We start from the raw sequence: 24,573 nt of genomic DNA on the forward strand, positions 1-24,573 counted from the left end.
TTGCTTACAATTTTGCTGAGAAAAAACCATCTTTAAAAAACAACTTTGTAGATACTAAACAATTAATTCTTTTTCAATAATTTTATGTCGAACTCACGTTATTTAGTATCTTTGTCTCGTTAGACATTCTAATTTGGTTGATCGACATACCAATAGCATCTAATAGGGCAGTGGCTCCTCTTGGAGTATATCTTGCACTACTTAGAGACTCGAAGTTGTTGATAGCAACATGTGATTGCACATGATCGATAACGTCATCAAAAATTGTTAGGGATACTTCAAATTCTTGTTCTGGAAATTCTTCTTGTAATTTCTTGATTGTTTCTACTTGAGCATTGAATCCGCTAATTGTTGTTTCAGTGCAGTTTGACATCGAACCACTTCGGTCTAATACAAAATGGTAAAGTGTTTTTTTGTTTTTCATGATATGGATTGTTTAAAATTATGGGACAAAATTAAATGGACCATATCAAAAACAACCATCTTTGCAACCTTGCAATTGAGAAAAAAGGATTAGATAGTATCTGATATTTTTAAATTTTATCTAATTGAATAGTACAATCCATTGCTGTTGGAATTATAATTGTATCCGAATTAGTATTGGTAATTTTAAAATTATATTGTTCTTTTTTAATAGTTATTTTTTTTTCAATCATACCATCTTTAAATACAATATCTAAAGGTAGTTTAGGATTGTAAAGGATAGTGTTTTCTTGAAATTCGGTAGTGTTTAGTACTAATTTCAAACATTGAATTTTATTGGTTGAGGAGTTAATTATCAGTTCAGAAGTAGCTTGGTTGATAAGGTGCTTGGTACTTATTTCAACAGCATTTCTACTTTCTGCTAATGTTATTAATACATGAACAAGTATTCCTAAGGGTATTCCTAACAAGATTGAAAAGCCGAATATGTTTTCTAAAGTCGCGTAATTATAATCTACGTTATACACAAAAATGTACAATTGAAGGAAACCGATGAGCACTAACCCTAGTAGTATTCCAAACCAATAATAAGTTGCTGTTTTTATGGATAACAGCACATATTTGTTCTTGGTTTTTAAAGGTTTGTTACTTGCAGTTAACAAGAATATAAATAATCCTAAAGGCAGTCCACTTAACAAACCGGTTTTTATTATAGTCGGAAGTTCAGGATAGGAATAAAAGGTATCAAATAGCAGTCCATAAATATGTATGAATCCCACTATTATTAGCGACATAACCACTCCATAAAGGTAGAATTTCAGAATTGATTTTAAAATGATCATAGTATTTGTTGTTAAAAGTTGTTGTTATAGTCTAATTTGATGTTTAAATTCCCTTTCAATCGATGTTTAATCGTTGAACTAAATTCAAATTCAATATTGGAAACCAAAAAATTACCAACCTGATTGAATTCAATAGTGTCATTCTTACTACCAAAATAAACGGCAACACCAATTACTACATCATTAAATAGGTTTTCTTTAATCGTTATTTCTTGGTTGATTAAATCACTTGGTCTAAGGTCAACTATTCGTAAATCTTCTTCCGGAAATTCAGGTATAATTGTGGTGCCCGATATATAATATCGGTTTGTATTGATAGTATAAAGCACCATTTCGTTAGTTGCATCTTCTTCTTGAATTACAATAAAATAAGCTTCTTTTTCGTCTTTATTCCGTCTGTAATTTTTAAATCGAACTACTTGGCCTTGTTTAAATTGTGTTTTCATTCTTAATTCTCGTTTATAATTCTAATTACTGTTGGTGCGTTATGTTGCAGTGCCACTCTGAAAAAATTGAAGAATGTTCCTTCGGCTAGTCTTTCAATAATATCGATTTGTTTCACACTTTTTGGTAATGCAGGAAAAATCAATGTGAAATGATGTACCTGTCCTTTACTTTTAAAGTAATATTTTGCAGGCGCTATGGGTATGTTGATGGCACTAACCATTTTATACCGCACTTCAGAACCTATAGGTCTAATATAGCATCCCGAATCCATTTGAATCCACCCACCATTGATGTATTGCTTTGGTGCTATGTACACAAAGTCAATTCTGGTGAAGTCATCCTCTAAACTAATTTTTTCAATACCTAAATGTTCATTTGGAGTGTATTGTGAAATAGGGTTTTCGAATACATAAGATTCAGTTTCTGTAAGCACTTCTTCGAGTGTTTCTTTTTCAAAATTTGATTTCATAAATAGTAATATTTTTAAATTATAGAGCAAAGCTAAAGAGGTCAACCGTATTCTATATACGGAATGATTTTTTTTACTATTTTTATAAAAAAATTAACAATGCCAATTTCTAAATCAGCCTATAGAAGATATAAAGTAATTGATTCCCTTATCAGGAATACTAGCAAGCCTTATCCAACCTTGAATGATATTCAAGAAGCTTGTTTGAATAAATTGGATGTTTTTCCTTCAGAAAATACTATTGAAAAGGATATCAAAAATATGAAACTTCCAGAGCCAGATGGTTTTGATGCACCCATTAAATACAGTAGAAGTAATAATGGTTATTATTATACTAATCCAAATTTTTCAATTAATACTGTTGGATTAACGGATCATGATATTGAAAGTATTAAAGAGGCCATTGAGTTGTTACAAAACATTGGTGGTTCTAGAGTTAGTATCCGTTTTAATCAAGCTTTAGATAAAATTTTAACCACTTATCAAGAAGAATTCCCACAAGGAGACACCAATCGAAAACTGATTCAAACGGATTATGTGAATGGTTCTAGAGGATTTAAAAATTTTGATGTTTTATTTTCTGCTTGTAAAAACAAAACACCTATTTCATTTATTCATTATTCCTTCCAGAAAAGAGAATACAAATCAGTTATTGTTCATCCAATTCTGTTGAAAGAATTTGATAATCGTTGGTATTTAATTGGGTTTTCTGAATATCATACTACTTTGCGAACTTTTGGTTTTGATAGAATTTATGAGCCAATACCCTTGAAAAGAAAATTCATCCTAATAAATCAAACTGATATTGATTTGTATTGTAACGATATTTATGGTGTTTATCCTTATGAAGATCAATCCAAGCAGAAAGTAGTTTTTAGAACGACACCTTTGATTACTAATTATTTTGAATCCTATCCTATTCATAAGAGTCAGAAAGCAAAAAAGAGTCAATATGGCTATTGTGATTTTTCAATAGAGGTGGTTCCTACAGTTGAATTAGTTAGGGAATTGCGATCGTATGGTAAAGAAATAGTAGTAGTATCTCCTGAATGGTTAATTAATGAAGTTAAAAATAATTGATATGAAGTCGCAAAAAAAGAACTATCTATTTCATCCTAAAGTAATCAAAAATCACCATGGCAATCCAGATTTGCTTAGAATACATTTGACACCTGAGTATACTAAAATTGATTTTGGTTATGTTGCTAAAGATATTTATATCAATGGAGGATGGATTAGAATAGCCCCAGAAACTTTCATTGAAAATAAGATAACAAAAAAGCGTTATACTCTTGTCAATGCTGAAAACATTCCCATAGCACCAATGCATCACTACTTTGAAACAAAAAAAGATTGGAGGTTTTTTTCATTGCTATTTCCTCCAATACCTCAGAATGATTGTGTTTTGAATATTATTGAAATTGAAAATGGAAATTCAAACGATTTTAACTACTACAATATCGAATTAAAAATCTCCGATGGAATAGAGGTGATTTAAAATCAATTAAATCTCAAAACTATGATAACGCGTGATGTTACTATCGGTTTTTAATTCTTTCAATACCTTACCATTATATTTAAAACTATCTTGGAGCAGCAGTGTATTATTGTTTTTAAAAAAGTTAAATTCTAACAGTTCTTTTTTAAAGTCGTCTATTAGTATTTCGCAAGAAGCAATTTTACCAAATTCGTAGGTTTCGATGTAAATGCCATTAGAAAGAGTCGTTTGTTGTTCTGAGAATTTTACATTATAAATAGGGAAGAGGGTACTGTTTTTTAAATTAGCCACCCATATTTTTTCTTTTTTTCCGTTGTACCAAATCTCAATTTGATTGGAAGTGTTTTCAGTAATACCGGAAATTACTTCACCTTTTAAATCCAAAAAAGAAGTCGTCTTTTCTAATCTCAGTTTTGGATAAAAGAAAGGATCTAACAAAGCTTCATGAAGCAGTTGATTCGTTCTAGAAGCAATACTCTCATAATACTCAAACTCAATAGGTGTAAGTGCGACTTTCTTTAAAGTCCATAACTCTCCAAAGACATTTATTTTGAGTTTTTGGAGAGATGGGGACATATTAATAAATTATTTTAAAAAATAATAAAAAGTATTAGAAATTAAAAGGAGTTTTATAATTGTTAAGGTTGTAAATCAAATGTATTTTTGATAAAAGTTTTGTGAGGTACTGTTTTTGCACCACTATAGCAACAACATTTATAACTTGGTATTTCTTTTTGTCCTGCAACATCATATTTATTATTTAATAAAATTGTAATTTTTATTGTGCTATCATTTACTAATGTTGTCATTGCTCCTAATTTATTTTTAGTAATATCGAGATCTAAAAAATTACTTTCAACTACGATATCTTCTTTTTCGATTAATTCAGCTAAATAATTACAAATTGTTGGAGGAGTAACAAACGCACTTTTATAAGCTGGTCTTGGTTCTATTTGTCCGGGAAGTTCTTTTATTCTTTCTAAACAAGACTTAAAAAAAACTTTAGTTATTTCCCCATCATTTAATCTTCCACGAAAAGTATACTTAATAGCAAATGGAAACATATCAATTAAAACAACTCCTTTTTCTGCCATTTTAATTAATCTATCTTTTGTTTCCATTTTATCAATTTCTAGTAAGTCAAAAGCATTGAGTATCGAAGTTATATATTGGCCACCTTTAGGGATGGTATTATAAATATATGTTAAATTTTCAACTGCGTTTTTATTTTCTTTTGTTTCTTTCTTTTTTGGAGCAGCTTCCCCTATCAATATATACTGAATACAAGGTTTTTCTTTTGATTTTGGAGTTCCATCAGGATTAAAAAAAGGATGGTCATAATACCAATTTTCGGGTACTATTGGTCTGATAGTTTCAGTATTTCTAGTATTTTTTCCTCTAAAAATATCAAGATAATCCTCGAACATATTTTCGCGAATAACATAGTCAGCGTATGGAGGCATAAATGTGGCAGCTGGAACAATTGGAACAAAATGAAGATTCCATAAATCTTCGTATTCTAATTCAGTAAGCATAATTTATTGGTTTTTAAAGGTTAATATTTTTTCAAAAGTATTATTTTTTTTGTTAAATTTTCTTACATCCTCTCTAAAACGACCAAGTAAATTTTCTAATTCAACAGTATCGAAGACATAAAGATGAACGACACAAAAAATTTCTTCTTTACCGTCAACCATTTCTTTTTGAATTCCCAAGGGAATACGCTGTGAAGGATGTAATTTTTTTTTAAAAACTTGACTACAGGCCCATCTGTAAAATTTTAGTTTGATATGTTTTGGGTCTTCTTTTTTACCTCCATGGTTGGGGTTAAATATTCCAATGCAATGAGTAAAATAATCTTTTAAATTTGTTTCTTTTTCAGCTAAATCTTTATAGTTATAAATCAACTTAATTTTTTCGTTCTCCTTGTTTATTATTTTTGCTTCTTTAACTTTTAAGTTTTCAATCATATCAATTCTAAAAGTATTTATTTGAGGTACAAATTCAGTGTGCTGATACTTGCAACCAACTAAAAAATACATGTCATTGCTCAATCGTATTTGAAGAGGCGCTATCACATATGCTGCTTTTTCATAGGTATTTACTTTTCGGTATTCAAATTCAATGGCTTGACCTTGTTTCATGTAATTTATGATCTTGATACCTAATTCAATAATTTCATCATTGTGTTGTTGAATAAAGTTACTAGAGAAATAAGTTTCATTTTCCCACAAATATTCATTGATGTTGTATTTTTGGTGAAGTTCTTCTTTTAACCATTCTACTGAAGGTAAATGTTCTCCCACATTTAACAGGCTAAAGAGAATGGGTAAATCATTAATGCACTCCTCAGAAATCAACATTTTTTTATTTTTCTTAGGAAATTCAGTTATTTCATAACCTTTGGTATCTGAATTATATTCAATAATGACTCCTTCTTTTTTTAAAAGTGCTTTGTCATAAGAAAATTGCCTATTTACATTTTTACGGTTAAATACTAATTTGAGTTTTCTTTCATAATTGTCTAATATGTTATTTAAAGTAGCACCTTTATGCAGCTCAAGATAAGATAATAGACAATCTATTCGTTTAATCTGTTCTTTTGAGTTTCCGTAATTGTAATCCATATATCTTTTATTACAGTGCAAACATACAAAAAAACTATGCAAACCCACTTTGCATACTAGTATATTATTTTTGCATAGAAATTAAAACACAATACCAATGGTCACTATTCAATCCAAAGTTCTCATCTATCAATCGGAGTTAAATTTTCTCTCCCAATGCACCTTAGACTTTCCCGAAATCGAAACAGGTTGTGACCTTTTCGGCTTCTGGTCGCACACAGGGCATCCTGTAATTCAATACATAATTGGTCCTGGCGAACGATGCAAACGTACTGAAACCACTTTCCATCAAGACGAAGATTATCTAAAGTCTATTGGGGATGAGCTGCGAACTAAACACGGCTTACAGCATTTGGGAAATTTTCATTCGCACCACACCTTTAAATTGAAAAAGCCCTCTCAACAAGATTCTACTACAGTTGTAAAAGCTATGAATACCTATCAACTGGATCGTTTTCTGTTGATGATTGGCAACATAGTGAACGACGATAGTACTACTATTAATGCCTATCAGTACAACAGAGGAAAAGAACATCTTTACGATCATTCAGGATTTGTTGTGTTGCCTGGGGAGTCGCCTATCAGAACCATTTTTGATGCTACTTGTACCTCGTATTTATATCAGCCGAAAACAGAACATGCTCGTGTAGTTAATTTGTTAGAAACTACGCTTGAAGACCAAGTCTATTCCAAACCGAATTATCCGGAAAACTACTGGCTACGAATCAAAAGTAATCGCGAAGTTTTAAATGGCATCATGCACAAATTGAACCAAGAATTTGGATATGTTAAAGCAAAACAAGAGGATGCGACAGACTTGGTTTATTTGCTGTTTGGTTCTGAAGAATCAGGCCTATGTAAAGTTACTTTTCCTGATGCTTTTCCTACTACCGCTCCTTTAGTATACAAATTTGATTTGGACAATATAAGATTTCGTAAACTGTTGGAATCCTCAGATTGGAATTCTGATGGCTCCTTGGTTTTAAATACGTTTAATTATATAGTTGAAATGGCAACTAAAGTAATTGAACCTAATGAAGAATGTCATGAATGAGTCACGCCTTCTTTTTGAAACTGCCATCTTGAAAAGGTATTTTGCCAATCGATTTCTTTTTTCAGAAGTTGATGGAGAAGAAATGTTGTTGGTAGGTGTGAAATCGCAATCTGGTAAAATTTATCAAATCAAGATTGAACTCTCAGAAATCTATCCATTGGAGATGCCCAATGCTTTTATTGTTTACCCAATAGGTTTGAAAAATTTTAAAGGAAAACGTTTGCCTGAGTTCTCGCATCAAATGCACATCCTTGAAAACAGTTCAAAAGGAGTACAGATATGTCATTTCCTTCCTGGTAATTGGAATCCTAACCAAAGCTTATACAAAGTTATTCTCAAGGTAAAGATTTGGATAGAAGCATACGAAGGGCATTTAAAAAACGGCAAACCAATCAATGATTATTTACAATGTTAGGATTCTTAATTATAATTATATACTATCTCTTTATGAACAAAAATGCTATTATTCCTGCTAGCAATACCGAAGTATTGCAATCCTTGGACCAACTTAACAAAGGCAATCGTAAGCCTGCAACTCAATTGGTCTTTGATCCTTCCACTGGTGAATTTGTCATTGCTAAAACCAGTGATAATTTGCCAGCTGATGCTACTACTATCAATTCTATTGCTCAAGATGGCTTTGCAAATAAAGCTAAGTGATGAAAAATAAAGTATTTTTATACGAAGAACAATTATTGGAAGTTCTAGCTTCCAATGTGGAACAAACTACGGCTGTCGCTTATGAATGGCGAGGTGAAGGCGTTTACCATGTATATACCAAACCACCTAAAGTTGCTCCTGCTGGTTATCCTGCAGTGGCTTATATTCGAGTATTCGAAGATAAAAAAGCTTTTGAGGAAAGTAGAGAAGCCTTTTACAATTACTTGTTTGACCATTTTCCAAAAGACGGAGCACATTTGCTATTGATATGTCTGTATCAAGGAACTGAAAAATTAGAACATAAAGCACACCTATTTGATATTGATACTGTAGTAGATTGTGATATTCATTTTATTCCTAAGAAGAGCGAGCTATACTCAAGAAGCAAAGGCTTGTTAGAAACGGAGTATATGGAACAATGCAAGGTGTTAATTATTGGTCTAGGAAGCTTCGGTAGTACCATTGCTGTTGAATTAGCAAAGTCTGGAGTTGGTGAGTTTATCCTAATAGATATGGATTTTATGGAGTTGCACAACATATCCAGACACCAATGTGGAATAAACGATTTGGGAAGGTATAAGACAAAAGCAGTCAGGGATTTGATTCTTCAAAAAAATCCTTTTGCCAAAATTGATACTCATGAAGTTTCAGTGGTTAAGAAGTATCAATTACTTCATACGCTTATGGCTAAATCCGATTTGGTTATCTGTGCTACCGATAATAACACGAGTCGTTTTGCCATAAATCAAGCAGCCATCAAGTTACAAAAAACAGTGATTTTTGGTAGAGCCATAACTAGGGCAGAAGGTGGCGATGTTTTTATATTGAAACCCGATGCTAGAACTTGTTACTCTTGTTTAATTAACGATGATGGCACCAATAAATACAGCCAAGAAGAGGAGATATCTACCAATAAACAATTAGAAGGATTACTGCCAGCGTATGTTTCACCTGAAGATAAGGACGTCTTAGTACAAGTTGGGCTTTCTTCTGATATTATGCCAATCTGCAATATGATAGTTAAATTATGTTTGATAGAATTGAATCGCTTTACTCCAACTGCTATGCCTTATCTAGTAAAAGAGTTCACCTATAACTATTATTTCTGGGCTAATAGAAGAAGCATGTACTATACTAATTATAGACCCTTTAATGATGCACAAGGTCTTCCTACTATCTTGAAGTGGTACGGAACCGACATACCAGCAAACGAAAACTGTACTTGTTGTAATTAATAACTTAAGAAAAATGAAAAATAACCTATATCAAAACGAATTAATTAGCAGCTTGTGTGCTGTTTATGAATATAAAGGAAAATACTTATTAGAAGATTTTGAATTGCAACTTGAGTTAAAAGAGGACATAGACCGAATCCGATTCTTTTTTGATGTGGACAGTAATACAGCGACTGTTATGGCTGTATTGTTGTGCGAACAAATTGCAGGAAATAAGTTTAATGTCAATCAAACGATGAAGTATCTTGGTTACAAAACCATCAATTATTTAGAGGTAAGCGCTAAATTAAATGAGCTTAAAAAGAAAGGTTGGATGGTTCCTAACAAGAATAACTATGATGTTGAGAGTATTAACGATTATAATTTCTCTCAAGAGGTCATGAATTCCATTTTATTGCAAGATAAATCCTTATTGGACATTATTGTTCCTGATAATGTTATCAAAGCCATGTTCAGTATTATGAAATTTCTTAAGAATACTATGGTCGATACTGATAATGAATATTTGGTAGAGGCGGTCTTGGACTACGTGGCGCATTTTAGATGTTTTCCGGTTATTGATTCCATTTTTAAAAATGAACTAATCACCAATCCTGAAAAAACAGTTTTGTTCTATGTTATGGCATTCACTGCAGCAGGTGTAGATGAGTTTGACTTGAATTATGAATTGGATAAGTTTTGTGCTGACCCTTCATTTCCTTATGTTTTTAAAAACAGAGTGAGTTCAGAAAAAAGCATTCTCTTTAAAGAAGAATTTTTAGTTTTTAACGAACCTTTTTTAGCTGATTTTTCTAGAGTAAGTCTAGGTAATCGATTGAGAGACGAGCTTGAAATTATGGAGTCGGATGTAAAGAAACCCTTTAGACCCAAGTTGTCACAAGTTATTCTGCCAGATGCTATTAGTGAGAAGAAGTTATTTTTCAACGAAGAAAATCAAGAGCAAATTGACGAAGTGTTTCAACTGACATCCGATGCTTATGATGAGGTAATGACTCGATTTGAAGAACATGGTTTGCAGTCGGGATTGACACTATTGTTTCATGGAGCAGCTGGAACGGGTAAAACAGAATTGGTAAAACAATTGGCTAAACAAAATAATAGGGTTGTTTTGATGGTTGATATTAGTCAATTGCATAACATGTTTGTTGGGCAATCAGAAAAGAACATTAAACGGGTTTTCAAAGAATACCGAGAGGCAATGACTTATTATGATAGAACTCCAATACTCTTATTTAATGAAGCAGACGCCATTATTAGCAAAAGAGGTATTGTAGAAAAATCAGTCGATCAAATGTATAACTCGGTCCAAAATATGTTGCTGCAAGAACTCGAAGACTTTAAAGGTATTTTCATAGCTACCACTAATATGTTGATTAATATTGACACGGCCTTTGACAGAAGAATGTTGTATAAACTTCAATTTGAAAAACCTAACAAAGAAACAAGATTAGCTATCTTAAAACAGAGTTTTAATGAAGATGTTGATGAAGATTTATTAGTTAAAGCTAGTATGGACTATTCATTAACCGGTGGGCAAATTGACAATGTTAAGAAAAGATGTCTAACAGAACAATTGTTGTTTGGAACATCCTCGTCAGAATCAAGTAAATTTATTTCGTATATTGAACAAGAATTAAATTTCAGAAAAAACAAAAGTGATAAAATTGGATTTGCTTAAAAAATAAACATTATGAACACAAATTGGGACTTATTAGACTTACTAAAAACAGATTTGCAAAAGCGTTATCGAATAACAAACCTTACAAAACAGTCGAATATATTTGCTTGCGTAGACCAACTTAAATTTTTTAAAAAAGAGCTGGAATACGATACCATTGTGATTATGAATTCAAGTTCCGAAAATGAAAACTTTTTTCATCATTATTCAAATACTAAAAAGGTACTTGATGATGAAAATACCATAGCACATATTAAGGTTTTGTCAAAACAATCTCAATCTTTAAGAGAGTCAAACCATTTTGGTTCTCTTAAAGAAAGTAGCATAGAACAATTTTTAGAAGTTCATTCCTATTATTCCTTTAATTTGAATGATCCCTTTATAATCAGGTATCAAATTGATTACAGTGGAAAGGAAAAAAGCGTCTATGTAATAAACTGTGATGCACCAATAGTCTTTTTATTGTTGCAAGGGATTTTAGGGTAATTGGTTGTAATTTATTTCGAAAGAATTTATTAAAATCTTAAATACATCTCAATAATTCTTTCCATAAAATTACCATTCCTTCGGTATCTCGTTCGCAATACACTAAAAGATTGTTTTTTAGATCGGGAGTAAACTCGATAGTGCCTTCAATCAAAGATGAAAAAGTGGAGCTAGCAAGACCACCATCAGAAATTTCTAAATCTTTATAACTGAATTCAGGTGCAATGGCAGGCAAAACCGATTTTATAGAAGCCGATGCTTTCATTTCGGGTTTATAGTACCAGCCATTTTTGAATACCACTAATAAATCCACAAAACGATTTGCCAAATCATTCAGAAAGTTTGCGTCTTCAGGATAAGCAAGTGCTAATTTTTTTAACACATCAATTTCAAAGGTGGCGTTATAGGCCAAAATACTTCCTGTAGTTCCAATGTCTGATTGTAATTGTTCAATTAGTTTCTTTCTTGGATCTTTTGTTTTGTTATTTGTTTTAAAATAGGAGGGTTCCGCTAGAAATTCTTTGTGTAACAATGGAGCATTTTCATCTTCCAAAATATGCAAAGAATATTGAAAAGGGATTTGTTGAAACGGACTTGAATTATCCACTATGGGTAGGGCAGGAAAGATGGTTTCGAAATCAAAAAAATAGAGCGGGTAGTGGCATTTAGAGACAAATTCAACTATTGACGTTTTATCAATATAAGAAGTTCCATTTTTTAATCCTTCCACCTGAAGGTGTTGACGATGGGATAATTCAATGTCATTCGGAATATTTATTAATTCTACTATTCCTTTATTATACAATTCCCAATCTTTTCCTCTAGCATTTCCTAATTCAAAAACAGAATTTTTAGGAATATGTTGCCAACAATGTTCTTTATAATCACAATCAAAAGGAGAGGAGCATTGTTTTCCAATAGCAATTATAGGTTCTGTTTCTTTTGATAGTCCTTTAAATCTAGAAAGATTGTTTTCAACCATTTCTTGATTTGTAATTACTTGATGCGTAATATCGACTAAAGTAAACAGTTGTTCTACTTCAATGGCACCATTTTTAACATAACTATTATTGATATGCATCAAATAAAACCGATCTGGCTTAAATCCCGATTGGGTCATTACCCAGTATTGCAAAGAAGCATCAAGAATATGATAGTCTTTTAGCGAAGTACTACTTTTAACTTCAATAGCCCATCGCTCATTATCTTGATGATGCAAAATATCTAGTGCAGCCAACACTTCATCATGAAAAAAAGCAGCTTCATAAATGGTAGTCACTCCTTCACTAATCCATGATCTTGTTTGTTCAATTGATTTTGAGAAGTCATAATAACTTTCTGGACTGGCATCTTTTCCGTTTGGAAACACTTTTTGCGCCAATTCACCAACTAGATTTCCTGATTCAAAAAGTGCTTTTTGTTGTTCAGATAGTGTGGGTTTTAAATCACCTCTGAACATATCAAAGTATAATTTTTTCTCACATTGCATTCCCGAAACAAAACGAGATTTGGATATTTTGTGTTTGTATGGAGGCATTTGTTATTTGGATAAGTTTTAAGAGGTACTAAATTTATAAATTTAATCTATTGATTGGTTGATATAGATACAACATTTATCAACGGTTTTTGATTTTTAAAACATTTTTTTAAATACCCAAAAATAGAATACAATTAAAACAACAAACCCTATTATCAAACCTACAATACCAATGACTTTGATTAATTTTATTCCAAAATTATCTAATTCAATATTCAGCTTTAAATTATTTTCTTCTATTGTATCTTTTCTCTTAATTCTATTTGTTTTTAACGGAAACTTCATTAACTTCTTTACATTAGATCAATTAATAATACTCTTTTATAATGGTTTCACAACATTGTAAAACTTTATTTTATTCATCATTTCAATATGAAATTTTAATTCCATTAGTAAAACTAACATTAGATTTAGAAATACCAATAGGAGGCGATGCATCATACAAAATAGTTAATGTATTTATGAATTTAACATGAGAGGTCAAAGTAAATGTCAGGCTACTTTGATTGTTTAATCTGTAATTGTTAAAGTCATTAATACAAGGTTGATAATAGGTTACTGTAGTGAATTCCCCAATATCTTTAGCTATTTTTATAGAACCCGATAAGTAGGTTGATATTCTATTTAAGTTAGAATAGTAAATTAGATTATTTTTATTAATGGTTTTTTCATTTTCATGCATATACAATAGACCATAATATAGTTTTAAATCCTTTTTGTTAGGGATTTTGAATCTTGGTCCAATTCCAATCAATTCTCTATAATCTATTCCTAAAAGTTTGTTGGTTTGATATTGCAAAAAGGCTTCTAGTCTAATAAATTTGGATAATTTTCTATTATACCTTCCATGTATTAATAAAGAATTACTGAGATCATCATCATTTACTTTAGAATAATTAGCGTTCGCTAATAAAAGAAAAATATCTTTTAATGACTTAGTTTTTAATTGTGATGTAAATGATGCCCCAAAAACTGAAAATTTTTCATTGTTATTTTTCTGACTAGAATAGCTTAAATCACCATTTATAACAAATCGAATTGAATCTGTTTGAATCCGTTGACTTTCTATATTAACCAATTGAGAATAAGTATTGTTAAAAAACAATATGCATAAAATAATGGTCAAGTTATACTTGTTGATTAGGAACCTCATTTATTTACCAAAAATGGTGTTTATAATTGTTCTACCTATTTTTCTTTCAATTCCTCCTTTTGTGGTAGGAATACCTGTTTTTCTAGCTATACTATTCTTTAAGCCACTGATACCAATTAGTCTATTTAGAGAGAATGAAACTCCATATTTTCCTTTAAATCCAAACATAGTTACTTTAATTGTTTAGTTGATAATTCATTAAAACGTATTTTTAATTCCGATTTTACAGTATCATTAAAATCAGAGATTATGCTAATCAAAACTGTCTTGCCAGAATATTCAAATAAAACAGATTCTTTTTTTAATCTAATAAAAATTATAGTTCTAGATCTTGAACTAGGATATTTACAAGCTATGGTTAAAAAGTTTGGAGTATAATTAAATTGAATTAAATCTTTATATTCTGTCTCAAAATAATCATGAATAGTTTTTAAATCAGGCAAAAATGTAGTAATCGCTTTATTTCCTTTCAACATTTGTTCAAATCCCTGCCAACCTTCAAACCTTATTTTTTCACCTTTTTTAGCTTGTTTTGGAATACTATCTAAACTCACACTTGTTACCGAACTAGCACCTAATATTCTAGCTATTTCATCTCCAAAGTCTAAGTTGTTTGGAACTATTTCGCTTAAATAATTTAATAATAATGAAATCTGAAATGCTCTCGAAGATAGATAAGGATCATTTTGACAAATCCTAAAAAGTACTATTTCCCATTCTTCATCAAATTCGGTAGTATCTTTCAAAGCAATTGACTGAGATTCTGATAACTCCATCAATCTCATTTTTTTAGCAGTTTTATCTGTCCATGATTTATAATCGGGCTCTTCAATAAGTGCCTGGTAAATTTTAGGATAAGCAATTTGGATACATACTAAACCAAAATTGACCACTAATTCATATACTTGTTTTCCATTCTCATTTTTTTGTTCACCAATAATTTTAAGTAATGATATTGTGTTGATTAATCTTTTTAATGATCTAGGGTTAGTCCCAACAGAAAGCATAGCAAAATCGGTTAATCGATCCTTCATAGACTCATTTTCGACAAACTTTTCATCTATGTAGCCAATATCTTCTAACGATTGAATTAGAAAATGATTTACATCATACATAGCGACAGGCATAGAAAATGGTAGTTGAATAATTTTATCAAAAAACGATCTAAATTCTCTTTCATTTTTATCTGTTAAAGGGCCAAACTTAGGAACCAATCCTTTGACTACTACTTCATAATCAATAGCTAATACAAAAATACAATTGTCAACTTCAAAAATATTTTTGATTAATTCTAATATCTCGACCGCTACAGGAGGATCAATTCGATCTAAGTCATCAATAAAAAAAATAAAACCTCTATTGTTATTTCCTTGTTTTTTATCTAATTCTAAACAGGTATTTATGGCTTCTTGTAAAGAGTTTTTAAAATTTAACAAATCAACAGTGTCTTCGCCATTTCCTATAACGGCATCAATTAAGTCACCTTCTAAACCAATTTGAGATACAGCAGCTTTAGCTCCAGCCTTTGCAATTTTTCCAAATAAGCTAGAAACTTTATTTAAAACGGCTTGCGATTGCGTCTCATGTTTTCGCTTTATAATTTTAGAAATTTCATTAGTTAGTCCGCCAATGATTGCCATCAAGGTTTCCTCTCTGGTTTTCATTATAGAATACTGCCATGTATTAATCCATATACCATAATAAGGTAATTTGTCGTCTAACTCCTTATTTAGACCTGTTTCGCAAATTTCATGTTTAATTTGGTTAAGCATCGAAGTTTTTCCGCTACCCCATTCGCCTTGAACGGCAATTGTTGTTGGCATATTACTCGTCTCCACAAACTTAATTAAAGCTTTCATATAATCATCTACCCCTAATAAATCGGGAGCACCAGCTTTTCTTGGTTTGTCAATTATGTTAGAATTTTTCATTTTTAAAATTATGATTTAGTTACCAAATATAAAGTGATTAGACTTATAACTATTGCTACTGCAATGCCTAAAAACAAATAATTTGTTTTTTTGAAATTATTAACTTCTTTCAAAAGCTCATTATTTAGAATATATAATTTGTAACTACCTGTTTTTAAAGGTTCAGATGTAGGTTCTGTGTCGTTAACAATTATTCCATATTGTTTAACATGATTAATTAAATTTTGTAAATCATTTTCACCTGTAAGCGTGTCAGAAGACTCCCAGCTTTTGCTGACTAAAACTTCTATACCATCGCTCGTTATAAAGGTTTCTTCTTTTTCAGTAAAATGAGAAGCGTTGATGTCTAATCCGTTTTCAATAGCTTCTTTTTTAATTGCACCTGGTTGCACAACACCATATTTTCTATTAGGGTTGTAGGGTGCAAATAATGATTTGTAATTTTTGGGTGCAGATGGATTTATAGTATCTGGTAACATCTCCTTAAGTTCTTCAAAAGTTAATTTTGGATATACTATTAAGAGTGCATCTACAATTCCAAGAGCTGTTCTATTCATGTGTTTTCCAATAACCAATATAATTCCTTTTTGAATTTCTTGTTTATTGCGTTTTAAAAAAGAGCTGTATTTCATAGGTGAACGTTTTATATTTACATTTTTTTTTCAATATGGTTATAGATTTAATAATCATTATTACGTTAATTATCGTATTATATTTGATTTTTTACTTATCCTTCCATAAATTTTATTTTCTAATATACTTATCTTTTCTACCTTATAAAGAAAACATGATTGTTTATGTTTTTTACAAACTTAAAACGATTATAGTGTGTGTAACACAACTATAATCGTTTTAGGTTATTCTCTATAAAAGTAGAATTTATGCATAGGATGTAATATCTGTTAATACAATTTTCTCAGCATTCTCACTTTCTAAAGTTCTGTTTGCCTCTGAAATACTCAAAGAATCATATTTTCCTCCGGTTTGTAAATGTTTTCCATTTTTTCGGTAGATTACTTGACATGGTATTCCAAAACACTCCATGAAACGTTTCTCTAATGTACCAACTAGTAAATTACCATTGATAGATAAATCATCAACCTTAATTGGCGAATACTCTCCATTAACTAATGTATTACATTTTGCAATGGTATAGTCATTACTTAATCTTGTTCCTTCTTTATTAACAATTGTAGGAACTAAAAAAGGAAATTTTTTACAAAACTCTGATTGAAAGGTTTTTAATTTCATTTTACCGCTAATTTTAATATCTGCCATACTTTTTTAAATTTAAGTTTATACAAAAATATAAATTAAAATAGTTGAATTTTAGTTCAACTTGGTTCAACTTTATTTTACAGGTCGGTAATGCAATAAACCATTAGCTTCAAAGTAGGGTAGGGATTTTTTGAGTGGTTTTTCAAAAAGGTAATTAGGAATGGCTAAAAACTCTTCTTTAAAAAGGTTTTTTAGTAGTAAATGATATTTAGTGTTTATATTTGAAAGGCAGAATACTTCCGCGATGCAATGAAAAACGATTTTTCTTCCTAGGCTATCAAGTGCATTATAATTGTTTTTGCAATACTCCATTAATTCAATAACATATTCTTCAATAGTATTTTTTGGCTTTCCAATCAATTGATAATACCATATTTTGTAGGCTCTAAATCGAATGTTTGGAAATATAAAAATGCTTTCTAAATCAGTATCAGTGATTGTAGTTTGGGTATATATTTTAGTCCCAATGGAGAATGCTTCTTCACGATTTCCAATTAAAAAATAATGTCTGAATAAAACAGATTGCGAAAACACATAATCTTGAATAGATTCTAATGAATTATTTATAGTACTGTCTTTACAATAGAGTTTATAGGCATAATCATAATTTTTAATTCTAAAAATAGGATCAAAAGCATCTTCTAAAACGTATTGTTTTACGAATTTATTATTGTGAAATTTTGAGAAAAATAATTCTGGTTTTTTGACTTCTAATAAACTATCATAAACATCTAAGGCAACCTTAACTTTGAATTTGTATTCCATATCCTCAATACTTTCAAAAAAAGCATTCAAAGGTTTTGTGGCACCAGATGCTATGCAATGGTAGATTAAGGTATTGGTAACATCATTTTGCTGGTTGATGGAGTAGTTATAGTTTTTAACTTCTATTTTTTCAACAAAATCAGACCAGCACGAATAGCCAATATAATTGACTAACATATCTAACGTATTTTGATATGGAATTATACCATTATAGTTTATAAATAAACGATATAATGTTGTAACAGAAACACTACCATAACCTTCTTTGAGAAGGATTTCGCTTAACTTAAAACAATCCTGTTTTCCAATAACAGGAAAAGTTAATTTTACAGCTATCTGACTTTTTAATTCAGAAAGCGTGAAGGTGTTTAAAGTGTATCTTGATTTGGTCATAAACTTAAATAGTATTTCAAATATAATAAAATAGGTTTAATTATAATCTTTATTGAATTACTTTTTGCTTTTAGGCATTAAGTTAGGACTCTTTTATTATAAAATTGAACTTATCAGTATCGTGTTTTTATTTCATACTGATAACTTTTTAAATTCATCACTATAAATTTTATTATATATGTACGACACTTAAATAAAAGATGTACGATACTTAAATAAAAGATGTACGGTATTCGTATAAAAGTCGTACATCTTTTGCTATATTTGTACTTATCAAACTATTTTATATACCTTAACAAACTATTTTTATGTCAGTACAATTTAAAATGATTCCCAAGCAGAACAATTTGGTATCACCTCCTGAGGTAAAATATTACCCTTGTGCAGTAAGTAAAGGAGAAATGCAATTGGAGGATTTGGCTAAAATTATTTCAGGACGTTCCTCTATGAGCAAAGCGGATTGTTATGGAGTAATTATGGCTCTAAGTGATGTGATAGGAGAAGCTTTGTCTAACGGAAATATAGTTAAAATAGATAGCTTGGGTACTTTTCAACTTATTTTGCAAGGTGTTGCTGCCGAAACAGAACAAGTTTTAGGAAAGTCAAATATAAAAGGTGCAAAAATAAGTTACAAACCTTCTAAGGAGTTGAAGAGTAAAATAAAGCGAATTACATATAAAAGAATGCGATAAGATTTGAAAAACTGGCTACAAAAAAAACAGACCATAATAGGAACTAATCTATTTTATTCCAAAAACGAATCTTGGTGGCTCATTGGCTTTTCTATGTTATTAGCAAGTGGCATCATGATAGAACCGCAATTAATTTGTTCCTCTTTATTAAATGGGCAACTTTCGGATATGTGGTTGTATTGGTGTGCCGCTATAGGTTCGGCTTTTAGTGTATCGTTTTTTGCTCATTTATGGAGAAAAGTTCCGGTAAAAACCGAAAATGAGTTCTTGTTTTTTAGATACTCAGGAACAGGAGCCAAGGTACTTCATAATTTTAGGAGTTTGTATTTAGGCTTGTTGATTGTTCCTTTTATTATCAGTTTTAGTCTTTTGGCTTTTAGTAAGATTTTCTGTTTTATTGTTGGAATAGAAATCAATTTAGCAATACTACTATTGACTTTTCTTGTTATACTTCTAACGTTCTTTAATAGTTTGAAGCAACGTTTAAAATTAGATTTTGTTTTATTTATAGTTTTTATAGTGCTATTTCTAATTATCATAGTTTGCTTATTTCTAAATACTGGAGGTTTATTCCATTTATCAGCTACACTACAATCTTCAAAAACCAATTTCAATATTATTCCGTCTATAGGTTCTAAAACTTTTAATGCTTTTATTGTTTTTGTGTTGGTGCAATGGTGGTCAGCTTCAATATTAGATTATCCTGATATGAATGGACAAAAATTGATGGCAACCAATACTAGTAAAGATTTACTGAAAAGTGTTTTTATTCCTTCCTTATCAATAGTGCTTTTTAGGGTATTACTGTTTACCTTACCTTTTATGGCTGTTTGTTATGGCTATGCCAGTGGTTCGGCAGATAGCGAATTGGCTTTTACTTCCTTATTTGTAAAAGTATTACCATCTTGGATGTTAGTTTTGGTAGTTGTAATATTTATGATTCCTTTTCTTTCGTTTGTTCAAAACACACAAAATTGGGGTGGTTCCTTATTAATTGAGAACTTTTACAAACATACTATCAATCCAAATCTGAGTGATGCTAAAGCAAAGAAGTTCGGAATAATAGCCATGATCTATATTATTATAGTATCTGGAGGTATAGCCATCTATGCCGATTCGTTAGTAGGAATTACGAAGTATTTGTTTGCAATAACAGCAGGAGTAGGTCCAGTTTTTATGTTGCGATGGTATTGGTGGCGCATCAATGCTTGGTCGCAGTTATCGGCAATGCTAGCTGCTTTAATTTATCCACCAGTTTTAGATTGGTTTTATGATAATAATAAAGTATTTCATCAATTCCTTGTTAGTTTAGAACAGAATTTTAACATGGACTATTATCCAATTAAAATCATCATTTTAACCATTGCCGTTTGCATTACTTGGTTGGTGGTTACTTACTGTACAGCTCCAACAGAAGCTAAAGTTTTACAAACCTTTGCCACAACCATAAAACCTGGTGGTTTTTGGAAACCATTTAACAATAGTGGAAAAACTTTTTCTAAACTAAGACTTTTAGCGTGGATACTTCAAACCGGTAATGGTTTTCTATTGTATTTTATCTTTTGGAATTTCTTAATTGGACGCTATGCCTTATTTACTGGATTACTAGTTTTGTTTATATTGAGCTTCTTTATTTCTTATAAGCTTATTCAGAAAGCGAATGCCAGATATGATTTGGAGTTGAGCAAGTAAACTATTGAAATTTCCGGTTTTATCTCATAATCAAAAAGGTAAGTTGATTATAAAAAGTTCAAAAAATGCTATTTCAATAATTTGATACGTAAAATAGACAGCAACTAATAAGATAACAAAAAGAATTAATGCAAATACTCCAGCACCTTCGCCTCCAGCTCTAAAAAGAGCTGAAAATAATAAAGGATAAACAACAAAAAGTACAATTAGTCCTAATATTGAAATAACTATAATTCCCAAACTCTCTGCCCATTTTAATGTGAAAAAACTAATTTCTTTTCTATCGGTTAATTTGGAGGAGAAGTAAACTTTTTTAATACTACTATTTTCTTCAAAATAAAATCCTTTTCTCCAATTTGAGTTTTCATAATTATCATCTATTAGGAGTTCATCGCCATTTTCTAGTTGACTAATTACATTGAAATTCTTTCCTGGACCAGATCTAAGATTTAATTTTTTAACTAATATGCTTGATAATTTTATGTTATTTGAAATAGATTTGTCATTCAAATCCCAATCAAATGTTACATATTCTTTACCATTCGCTGTTTTTACGAAAATAGTATCTACAATTTTAGTTTCTGCAATTAAATTCCCTTTAGTTTTAAAATAATCTAGTACTTCTTTATTACTATTGTTACAATTAAGTGTTAATTTGTAGCTTTCATCATTTAATTTTTCAATAGTTTCAATATCAAAAGACAACAAATCGTTTTTGCTCAAGAAGCGTTGATCAAAAGTATATAGGTTTTTATGGTCTTCAGGCCAAATATATTTTGATGCCGCTGAAATTTCCCCATCATTTAATCTGTTAAAGGTTTTTTTTATGTTTCTTTCGTTAGAATCACATGAAATAAATACTAATGATAGTAGTGTTAGGTAAATTATTTTTTTCATTTTTTTATATATTTTTAAAATCAAACAATAATATGAAGAGATTTGCAATTTGTAACTTAATATTATTTTATTCACTATTTAAGAATCTTTCTTCTAAAGTTTTTGTCTTGGTCTTTGGTTTTTCTCCTAAAATTTCATTGGGATCAAGTCCTATAATTTTTAGATAATTTCGTCTTTTATCATCCCAAATTTCAGCTAGCTTTTTACATTTAGCATCCGCACCAACAGTGGTAGCAACATATTCCCATTTCATTTGTATGCATATAAGCTTAGCATGTTCGATATTTTTTTCGGAAATGTTTTTAGTTAATTCGTTCTCTAAGATTTGTAATCTTTCGATTTCAGAATCAATATTTTTTTGTTCACAACTTGAAAAGAGGCAAACTAGGATACATCCAAATAATAATTGTTTTATTTTCATATTGTAATAATTATTTTTTTTGTAATCATTAATTGTCTTTAAATATAGTAGCAAAATCTGATATGTATTGATAATAATCCATTTCACTTTCTTTCAAAATTGACACATTTACATGTAGCATTAATACTTCATTTTGGGTTTCTGTACTAATGTAATTTGCGATATGTTCTTTTTCTGGTCTCCCAACAGTTGCGTGTTTTGCAATTAGTTTTTCATATTTATCAGCTATAACTTTAGCATTATTATAATATTCTTCTAATTTTTCTTTATTAGAAAAATAAATCCCATTTTCGAAATTATGATCGCCTTTTTCACCACCTACATTAAACTGCATTAAATATTCATTATTTCCAGCATTTACCATAAATAGACAAATTCCATCTTCTTTCTTCAATGAAGTAATATCCTTTTTAATTTCGTGTAAAGCAGGGTGTGATTTTGAATTTTCAAAGAAATTTTTGTTCTCCACTATATTAAGTTGATTTTTCTCTACAAGAGAAACTTTACTAAAAAATTCATTAGAAATGTAATTGGCTTGAAGAATATCTGCTATTGCCATACTAAAATGACCAAAAAAGGGTTGAATAGAGGGGTATAAATTAACTATAGTTAGTTTTGAATTTCTGTTAATATATTGTCCATAGGATCTGTTTGAATTTATATATTCTAAACCAACAGTATCTAGACCATCTATTTTTACATTCTTTAATCTTAATTTTTTTGAAAACTCGCACACTTGTAATAAAGAACTTTCTGAAATGCCTATTTTGTATTTAATGTCTTCAATACTTAACCATTTTCTGGGTAAATGGGATAAATTAAGAACTTTTTTCTTGTTCATTACAGGAACAAAATACTCTACGGAAAATGCGTATTCTAATTTCGATTCAAGGCTTATTAATTCTTTTTGTAATTTGTCTTTCTCAATTTCTTCAATAAAACCTGAAGCAATAATCCCTGCTGGAAGAGCAAACATACCCACACCAAGAATGGCTATTACTCCTGCTAGAAATTTACCAGCTGGTGTTATAGGATTTATATCTTCGCCTCCAGTTGAAGTTAGATATTTATCTACACCCCACCACAAGGAGGAGTAGAGATTTTCAAATGATTTCGGTTGTGCATTGTGTTCTAAATAATACATTAGTGTTGATGCTAATGTAAGCAATACCAAAATCATTCCGAGTGATACCGTAAGTTCTGTCTGTTTGTTTTTAATTGCTTTTAACATTAATTATAACTATTTATTGTCTTGAAGCATCGCCAATGGTAAGATTATTATCTACCAAACTATTAGCCGATTTATCTTTTATTTGAACAGTTATTCCATAAAGAGCATCAAATAATTTTTCTGCATCTCCAACTTTCATACTAGCTTTTAATTTAAGTCCTTCTTTTGAAGTAGTAGCAACTTCTTTTGATGTTTTATTGTTTAACGCGGCCAATGTTAAACTGTCCTCTGCTATCATATTGCCTTTGTAAAAAACCAAACTCAATCCAAAAGCTTCTTTAAACTCTTTTGAAATTGTTTTTAATTTTTTATTTGGTGCAATTGTAAACTCTGCTTTATTGAAGTGATCTTTTATGCTGTTAAATAGTCCCATATTTTTTTATTTTATTAATTCCACATATCTTTTTTACAATCAGCAGCTTCTTTATCTCGGTTTAATTCTGTTAATGTTTTTTCATCATCAGAGCCCATCGTATAGAAACGTGCGCCATTCGAGTCTGTATAACATATTTGAACATACAAACCAAAAATTTCGTTAAATTCTTGTTCTATTGTTTTTACTTTTTTTCTTCCTGAAAATGAAATGGATCCACTGCCATTTTTTTCTCTTACCTCAGTTAAAGTTTTTTCTATGTCTAAAGAAGAAATTCGTTCTCCTTTCTTTGCTTTAATTGCCATTTCTGAAGAATGAATGTAGATGTTCAAATATGGAAAATGTTCGTTAAACTCTTTTTTAAGAGTTTTTAATTTTTTCGAACCTGTTGTAGTTACTTCTCTTGCCATTTTGTTTAAGTTTAAAAGAGGGTAAGCTGATTACACTCGATTACCCTCTTCTATATTAATTTATAATTTACCTGCTTGCGTTAAAGTCAATTCATTACCAGCCAATTTAGTATCATCTGCATTTGATATTTGAACTTTAATACCAAATGTTTCATTAAAATATTTCTCAACATTTTCAACTCTGCTTCTAGCACCAAGTTCTAAATCACCTCCAGGATTATCTGTTTTAGATAAATCACTAATTTTCATTTTGTCATCAGCAAATTTATTTCCATTATAAATTCTAATGTTACAGCTAAATTCCTTAGTAAATTGAGATTTAATACTCTGTACTGAACTTGCTTTTGTTACTTTAATTGTTGCCATTTTATTTAATTTTTA

Annotated in this window: 30 protein-coding genes; 10 read left to right on the forward strand and 20 right to left on the reverse strand. The window is 30.2% G+C overall.

Annotation, left to right across the window (positions count from 1 at the left end):
* Positions 1 to 82 precede the first annotated feature (82 nt).
* The 4 genes from ABD771_RS09625 to ABD771_RS09640 form a co-directional block, all read right to left on the reverse strand.
* A complete protein-coding gene (locus ABD771_RS09625) occupies positions 83 to 373 on the reverse strand; it encodes a hypothetical protein (RefSeq protein WP_345093975.1) in 291 nt (96 codons plus the stop codon).
* Between the two features lie 160 nt (positions 374 to 533).
* Entirely contained in the window at positions 534 to 1,217 is a 684-nt protein-coding gene (locus ABD771_RS09630; protein ID WP_345093978.1) for a hypothetical protein, read from the reverse strand.
* Between the two features lie 59 nt (positions 1,218 to 1,276).
* The gene (locus ABD771_RS09635; RefSeq protein ID WP_345093980.1) at positions 1,277 to 1,711 is read right to left on the reverse strand and encodes a hypothetical protein; all 435 of its coding nucleotides are present in this window, start codon (positions 1,709 to 1,711) and stop codon (positions 1,277 to 1,279) included.
* Between the two features lie 2 nt (positions 1,712 to 1,713).
* Complete coding sequence (locus tag ABD771_RS09640; RefSeq protein WP_345093982.1) at positions 1,714 to 2,181, reverse strand: hypothetical protein; 468 nt, start codon at positions 2,179 to 2,181, stop codon at positions 1,714 to 1,716.
* A gap of 99 nt (positions 2,182 to 2,280) precedes the next feature.
* Here ABD771_RS09640 and ABD771_RS09645 point away from each other — a divergent pair, with 99 nt between their 5' ends.
* Entirely contained in the window at positions 2,281 to 3,261 is a 981-nt protein-coding gene (locus ABD771_RS09645; protein ID WP_345093983.1) for a helix-turn-helix transcriptional regulator, read from the forward strand.
* 1 nt (position 3,262) lies between these two features.
* Positions 3,263 to 3,679 carry a hypothetical protein gene (locus tag ABD771_RS09650; RefSeq protein ID WP_344816638.1) on the forward strand — a complete coding sequence of 139 codons (417 nt, stop codon included), beginning with the start codon at positions 3,263 to 3,265 and terminating at the stop codon, positions 3,677 to 3,679.
* A gap of 6 nt (positions 3,680 to 3,685) precedes the next feature.
* On the opposite strand, the gene ABD771_RS09655 is transcribed toward ABD771_RS09650, so the two are convergent.
* From ABD771_RS09655 to ABD771_RS09665, 3 genes are all read right to left on the reverse strand, one after another.
* Positions 3,686 to 4,255 carry a hypothetical protein gene (locus ABD771_RS09655; RefSeq protein ID WP_345093986.1) on the reverse strand — a complete coding sequence of 190 codons (570 nt, stop codon included), beginning with the start codon at positions 4,253 to 4,255 and terminating at the stop codon, positions 3,686 to 3,688.
* 62 nt (positions 4,256 to 4,317) lie between these two features.
* Positions 4,318 to 5,214 carry a hypothetical protein gene (locus ABD771_RS09660; protein ID WP_345093988.1) on the reverse strand — a complete coding sequence of 299 codons (897 nt, stop codon included), beginning with the start codon at positions 5,212 to 5,214 and terminating at the stop codon, positions 4,318 to 4,320.
* Positions 5,215 to 5,217: 3 nt separating this feature from the next.
* Positions 5,218 to 6,306, reverse strand: a complete 1,089-nt coding sequence (locus ABD771_RS09665; RefSeq protein ID WP_345093990.1) for a WYL domain-containing protein — start codon at positions 6,304 to 6,306, stop codon at positions 5,218 to 5,220.
* 478 nt (positions 6,307 to 6,784) lie between these two features.
* Between ABD771_RS09665 and ABD771_RS09670 the strand changes: the two genes are divergently transcribed.
* Genes ABD771_RS09670 through ABD771_RS09695 form a run of 6 tightly spaced genes read left to right on the forward strand, consistent with a single transcriptional unit; the run spans position 6,785 to position 11,419 of the window.
* Positions 6,785 to 7,360: a hypothetical protein gene (locus ABD771_RS09670; protein ID WP_345093992.1), complete on the forward strand. Its 576-nt coding sequence runs from the start codon at positions 6,785 to 6,787 to the stop codon at positions 7,358 to 7,360.
* A complete protein-coding gene (locus tag ABD771_RS09675; RefSeq protein ID WP_345093994.1) occupies positions 7,353 to 7,775 on the forward strand; it encodes a hypothetical protein in 423 nt (140 codons plus the stop codon). The genes ABD771_RS09670 and ABD771_RS09675 overlap by 8 nt, the downstream gene beginning before the upstream one ends.
* 32 nt (positions 7,776 to 7,807) lie before the next feature.
* Positions 7,808 to 8,020 (forward strand): hypothetical protein, encoded by a 213-nt coding sequence (locus ABD771_RS09680; protein WP_345093996.1) that lies wholly within the window; start codon positions 7,808 to 7,810, stop codon positions 8,018 to 8,020.
* A gap of 56 nt (positions 8,021 to 8,076) precedes the next feature.
* The gene (locus ABD771_RS09685) at positions 8,077 to 9,255 is read left to right on the forward strand and encodes a HesA/MoeB/ThiF family protein (protein WP_345093999.1); all 1,179 of its coding nucleotides are present in this window, start codon (positions 8,077 to 8,079) and stop codon (positions 9,253 to 9,255) included.
* 13 nt (positions 9,256 to 9,268) lie between these two features.
* A complete protein-coding gene (locus tag ABD771_RS09690) occupies positions 9,269 to 10,933 on the forward strand; it encodes an ATP-binding protein (protein WP_345094001.1) in 1,665 nt (554 codons plus the stop codon).
* A 12-nt stretch (positions 10,934 to 10,945) separates the two neighbouring features.
* Positions 10,946 to 11,419 carry a hypothetical protein gene (locus ABD771_RS09695; RefSeq protein ID WP_345094003.1) on the forward strand — a complete coding sequence of 158 codons (474 nt, stop codon included), beginning with the start codon at positions 10,946 to 10,948 and terminating at the stop codon, positions 11,417 to 11,419.
* 37 nt (positions 11,420 to 11,456) lie between these two features.
* Here the strand turns inward: ABD771_RS09695 and ABD771_RS09700 are convergent, their stop codons facing one another.
* The 7 genes from ABD771_RS09700 to ABD771_RS09730 all read right to left on the reverse strand — a co-directional run bounded on the left by ABD771_RS09700 (position 11,457) and on the right by ABD771_RS09730 (position 18,476).
* The gene (locus tag ABD771_RS09700; RefSeq protein ID WP_345094005.1) at positions 11,457 to 12,956 is read right to left on the reverse strand and encodes a DUF2779 domain-containing protein; all 1,500 of its coding nucleotides are present in this window, start codon (positions 12,954 to 12,956) and stop codon (positions 11,457 to 11,459) included.
* A gap of 367 nt (positions 12,957 to 13,323) precedes the next feature.
* Complete coding sequence (locus tag ABD771_RS09705) at positions 13,324 to 14,109, reverse strand: DUF481 domain-containing protein (protein ID WP_345094007.1); 786 nt, start codon at positions 14,107 to 14,109, stop codon at positions 13,324 to 13,326.
* Complete coding sequence (locus ABD771_RS09710; protein WP_344816626.1) at positions 14,110 to 14,277, reverse strand: hypothetical protein; 168 nt, start codon at positions 14,275 to 14,277, stop codon at positions 14,110 to 14,112.
* A 2-nt stretch (positions 14,278 to 14,279) separates the two neighbouring features.
* Positions 14,280 to 16,040, reverse strand: a complete 1,761-nt coding sequence (locus tag ABD771_RS09715; protein ID WP_345094009.1) for a KAP family P-loop NTPase fold protein — start codon at positions 16,038 to 16,040, stop codon at positions 14,280 to 14,282.
* Between the two features lie 8 nt (positions 16,041 to 16,048).
* Positions 16,049 to 16,672, reverse strand: coding sequence for a hypothetical protein (locus tag ABD771_RS09720; RefSeq protein ID WP_345094011.1), 624 nt, complete (start codon positions 16,670 to 16,672; stop codon positions 16,049 to 16,051).
* Positions 16,673 to 16,919: 247 nt separating this feature from the next.
* The gene (locus tag ABD771_RS09725) at positions 16,920 to 17,318 is read right to left on the reverse strand and encodes a hypothetical protein (RefSeq protein ID WP_344816623.1); all 399 of its coding nucleotides are present in this window, start codon (positions 17,316 to 17,318) and stop codon (positions 16,920 to 16,922) included.
* A gap of 72 nt (positions 17,319 to 17,390) precedes the next feature.
* Positions 17,391 to 18,476, reverse strand: coding sequence for a hypothetical protein (locus ABD771_RS09730; RefSeq protein WP_344816622.1), 1,086 nt, complete (start codon positions 18,474 to 18,476; stop codon positions 17,391 to 17,393).
* Positions 18,477 to 18,784: 308 nt separating this feature from the next.
* On the opposite strand from ABD771_RS09730, the gene ABD771_RS09735 reads away from it, so the two are divergent.
* Both ABD771_RS09735 and ABD771_RS09740 read left to right on the forward strand, forming a co-directional pair.
* The gene (locus tag ABD771_RS09735; protein WP_344816621.1) at positions 18,785 to 19,168 is read left to right on the forward strand and encodes an HU family DNA-binding protein; all 384 of its coding nucleotides are present in this window, start codon (positions 18,785 to 18,787) and stop codon (positions 19,166 to 19,168) included.
* Positions 19,169 to 19,171: 3 nt separating this feature from the next.
* Positions 19,172 to 20,860: a sodium:solute symporter family transporter gene (locus ABD771_RS09740; protein ID WP_345094013.1), complete on the forward strand. Its 1,689-nt coding sequence runs from the start codon at positions 19,172 to 19,174 to the stop codon at positions 20,858 to 20,860.
* Positions 20,861 to 20,890: 30 nt separating this feature from the next.
* On the opposite strand, the gene ABD771_RS09745 is transcribed toward ABD771_RS09740, so the two are convergent.
* The 6 genes from ABD771_RS09745 to ABD771_RS09770 all read right to left on the reverse strand — a co-directional run bounded on the left by ABD771_RS09745 (position 20,891) and on the right by ABD771_RS09770 (position 24,558).
* Positions 20,891 to 21,757, reverse strand: coding sequence for an SH3 domain-containing protein (locus ABD771_RS09745; RefSeq protein WP_344816619.1), 867 nt, complete (start codon positions 21,755 to 21,757; stop codon positions 20,891 to 20,893).
* A gap of 67 nt (positions 21,758 to 21,824) precedes the next feature.
* On the reverse strand, positions 21,825 to 22,178 hold the full coding sequence (locus tag ABD771_RS09750; protein ID WP_344816618.1) for a hypothetical protein: 354 nt from the start codon (positions 22,176 to 22,178) through the stop codon (positions 21,825 to 21,827).
* A 28-nt stretch (positions 22,179 to 22,206) separates the two neighbouring features.
* Positions 22,207 to 23,409 carry an ion channel gene (locus ABD771_RS09755; protein WP_344816617.1) on the reverse strand — a complete coding sequence of 401 codons (1,203 nt, stop codon included), beginning with the start codon at positions 23,407 to 23,409 and terminating at the stop codon, positions 22,207 to 22,209.
* Between the two features lie 13 nt (positions 23,410 to 23,422).
* Positions 23,423 to 23,782 carry a hypothetical protein gene (locus ABD771_RS09760; RefSeq protein ID WP_344816616.1) on the reverse strand — a complete coding sequence of 120 codons (360 nt, stop codon included), beginning with the start codon at positions 23,780 to 23,782 and terminating at the stop codon, positions 23,423 to 23,425.
* A gap of 14 nt (positions 23,783 to 23,796) precedes the next feature.
* Positions 23,797 to 24,192, reverse strand: a complete 396-nt coding sequence (locus ABD771_RS09765; RefSeq protein WP_345094016.1) for a hypothetical protein — start codon at positions 24,190 to 24,192, stop codon at positions 23,797 to 23,799.
* A gap of 60 nt (positions 24,193 to 24,252) precedes the next feature.
* Positions 24,253 to 24,558 (reverse strand): hypothetical protein, encoded by a 306-nt coding sequence (locus ABD771_RS09770; protein ID WP_344816614.1) that lies wholly within the window; start codon positions 24,556 to 24,558, stop codon positions 24,253 to 24,255.
* Positions 24,559 to 24,573: the final 15 nt, after the last annotated feature.

Source organism: Flavobacterium chungnamense, from assembly GCF_039539165.1.
Lineage (GTDB): Bacteria > Bacteroidota > Bacteroidia > Flavobacteriales > Flavobacteriaceae > Flavobacterium > Flavobacterium chungnamense.

What these genes read in the sequence shown, in the direction of transcription:
- ABD771_RS09625 (WP_345093975.1), bottom strand. Translation starts at nt 373, where the DNA reads ATGTCAAACTGCACTGAAACAACAATTAGCGGATTCAATGCTCAAGTA.
- ABD771_RS09770 (WP_344816614.1), bottom strand. Translation starts at nt 24,558, where the DNA reads ATGGCAACAATTAAAGTAACAAAAGCAAGTTCAGTACAGAGTATTAAA.
- ABD771_RS09695 (WP_345094003.1), top strand. Translation starts at nt 10,946, where the DNA reads ATGAACACAAATTGGGACTTATTAGACTTACTAAAAACAGATTTGCAA.
- ABD771_RS09755 (WP_344816617.1), bottom strand. Translation starts at nt 23,409, where the DNA reads ATGTTAAAAGCAATTAAAAACAAACAGACAGAACTTACGGTATCACTC.
- ABD771_RS09650 (WP_344816638.1), top strand. Translation starts at nt 3,263, where the DNA reads ATGAAGTCGCAAAAAAAGAACTATCTATTTCATCCTAAAGTAATCAAA.
- ABD771_RS09690 (WP_345094001.1), top strand. Translation starts at nt 9,269, where the DNA reads ATGAAAAATAACCTATATCAAAACGAATTAATTAGCAGCTTGTGTGCT.
- ABD771_RS09635 (WP_345093980.1), bottom strand. Translation starts at nt 1,711, where the DNA reads ATGAAAACACAATTTAAACAAGGCCAAGTAGTTCGATTTAAAAATTAC.
- ABD771_RS09640 (WP_345093982.1), bottom strand. Translation starts at nt 2,181, where the DNA reads ATGAAATCAAATTTTGAAAAAGAAACACTCGAAGAAGTGCTTACAGAA.
- ABD771_RS09705 (WP_345094007.1), bottom strand. Translation starts at nt 14,109, where the DNA reads ATGAGGTTCCTAATCAACAAGTATAACTTGACCATTATTTTATGCATA.
- ABD771_RS09700 (WP_345094005.1), bottom strand. Translation starts at nt 12,956, where the DNA reads ATGCCTCCATACAAACACAAAATATCCAAATCTCGTTTTGTTTCGGGA.
- ABD771_RS09720 (WP_345094011.1), bottom strand. Translation starts at nt 16,672, where the DNA reads ATGAAATACAGCTCTTTTTTAAAACGCAATAAACAAGAAATTCAAAAA.
- ABD771_RS09715 (WP_345094009.1), bottom strand. Translation starts at nt 16,040, where the DNA reads ATGAAAAATTCTAACATAATTGACAAACCAAGAAAAGCTGGTGCTCCC.
- ABD771_RS09745 (WP_344816619.1), bottom strand. Translation starts at nt 21,757, where the DNA reads ATGAAAAAAATAATTTACCTAACACTACTATCATTAGTATTTATTTCA.
- ABD771_RS09655 (WP_345093986.1), bottom strand. Translation starts at nt 4,255, where the DNA reads ATGTCCCCATCTCTCCAAAAACTCAAAATAAATGTCTTTGGAGAGTTA.
- ABD771_RS09725 (WP_344816623.1), bottom strand. Translation starts at nt 17,318, where the DNA reads ATGGCAGATATTAAAATTAGCGGTAAAATGAAATTAAAAACCTTTCAA.
- ABD771_RS09665 (WP_345093990.1), bottom strand. Translation starts at nt 6,306, where the DNA reads ATGGATTACAATTACGGAAACTCAAAAGAACAGATTAAACGAATAGAT.
- ABD771_RS09630 (WP_345093978.1), bottom strand. Translation starts at nt 1,217, where the DNA reads ATGTCGCTAATAATAGTGGGATTCATACATATTTATGGACTGCTATTT.
- ABD771_RS09765 (WP_345094016.1), bottom strand. Translation starts at nt 24,192, where the DNA reads ATGGCAAGAGAAGTAACTACAACAGGTTCGAAAAAATTAAAAACTCTT.
- ABD771_RS09750 (WP_344816618.1), bottom strand. Translation starts at nt 22,178, where the DNA reads ATGAAAATAAAACAATTATTATTTGGATGTATCCTAGTTTGCCTCTTT.
- ABD771_RS09675 (WP_345093994.1), top strand. Translation starts at nt 7,353, where the DNA reads ATGAATGAGTCACGCCTTCTTTTTGAAACTGCCATCTTGAAAAGGTAT.
- ABD771_RS09760 (WP_344816616.1), bottom strand. Translation starts at nt 23,782, where the DNA reads ATGGGACTATTTAACAGCATAAAAGATCACTTCAATAAAGCAGAGTTT.
- ABD771_RS09735 (WP_344816621.1), top strand. Translation starts at nt 18,785, where the DNA reads ATGTCAGTACAATTTAAAATGATTCCCAAGCAGAACAATTTGGTATCA.
- ABD771_RS09680 (WP_345093996.1), top strand. Translation starts at nt 7,808, where the DNA reads ATGAACAAAAATGCTATTATTCCTGCTAGCAATACCGAAGTATTGCAA.
- ABD771_RS09660 (WP_345093988.1), bottom strand. Translation starts at nt 5,214, where the DNA reads ATGCTTACTGAATTAGAATACGAAGATTTATGGAATCTTCATTTTGTT.
- ABD771_RS09645 (WP_345093983.1), top strand. Translation starts at nt 2,281, where the DNA reads ATGCCAATTTCTAAATCAGCCTATAGAAGATATAAAGTAATTGATTCC.
- ABD771_RS09730 (WP_344816622.1), bottom strand. Translation starts at nt 18,476, where the DNA reads ATGACCAAATCAAGATACACTTTAAACACCTTCACGCTTTCTGAATTA.
- ABD771_RS09710 (WP_344816626.1), bottom strand. Translation starts at nt 14,277, where the DNA reads ATGTTTGGATTTAAAGGAAAATATGGAGTTTCATTCTCTCTAAATAGA.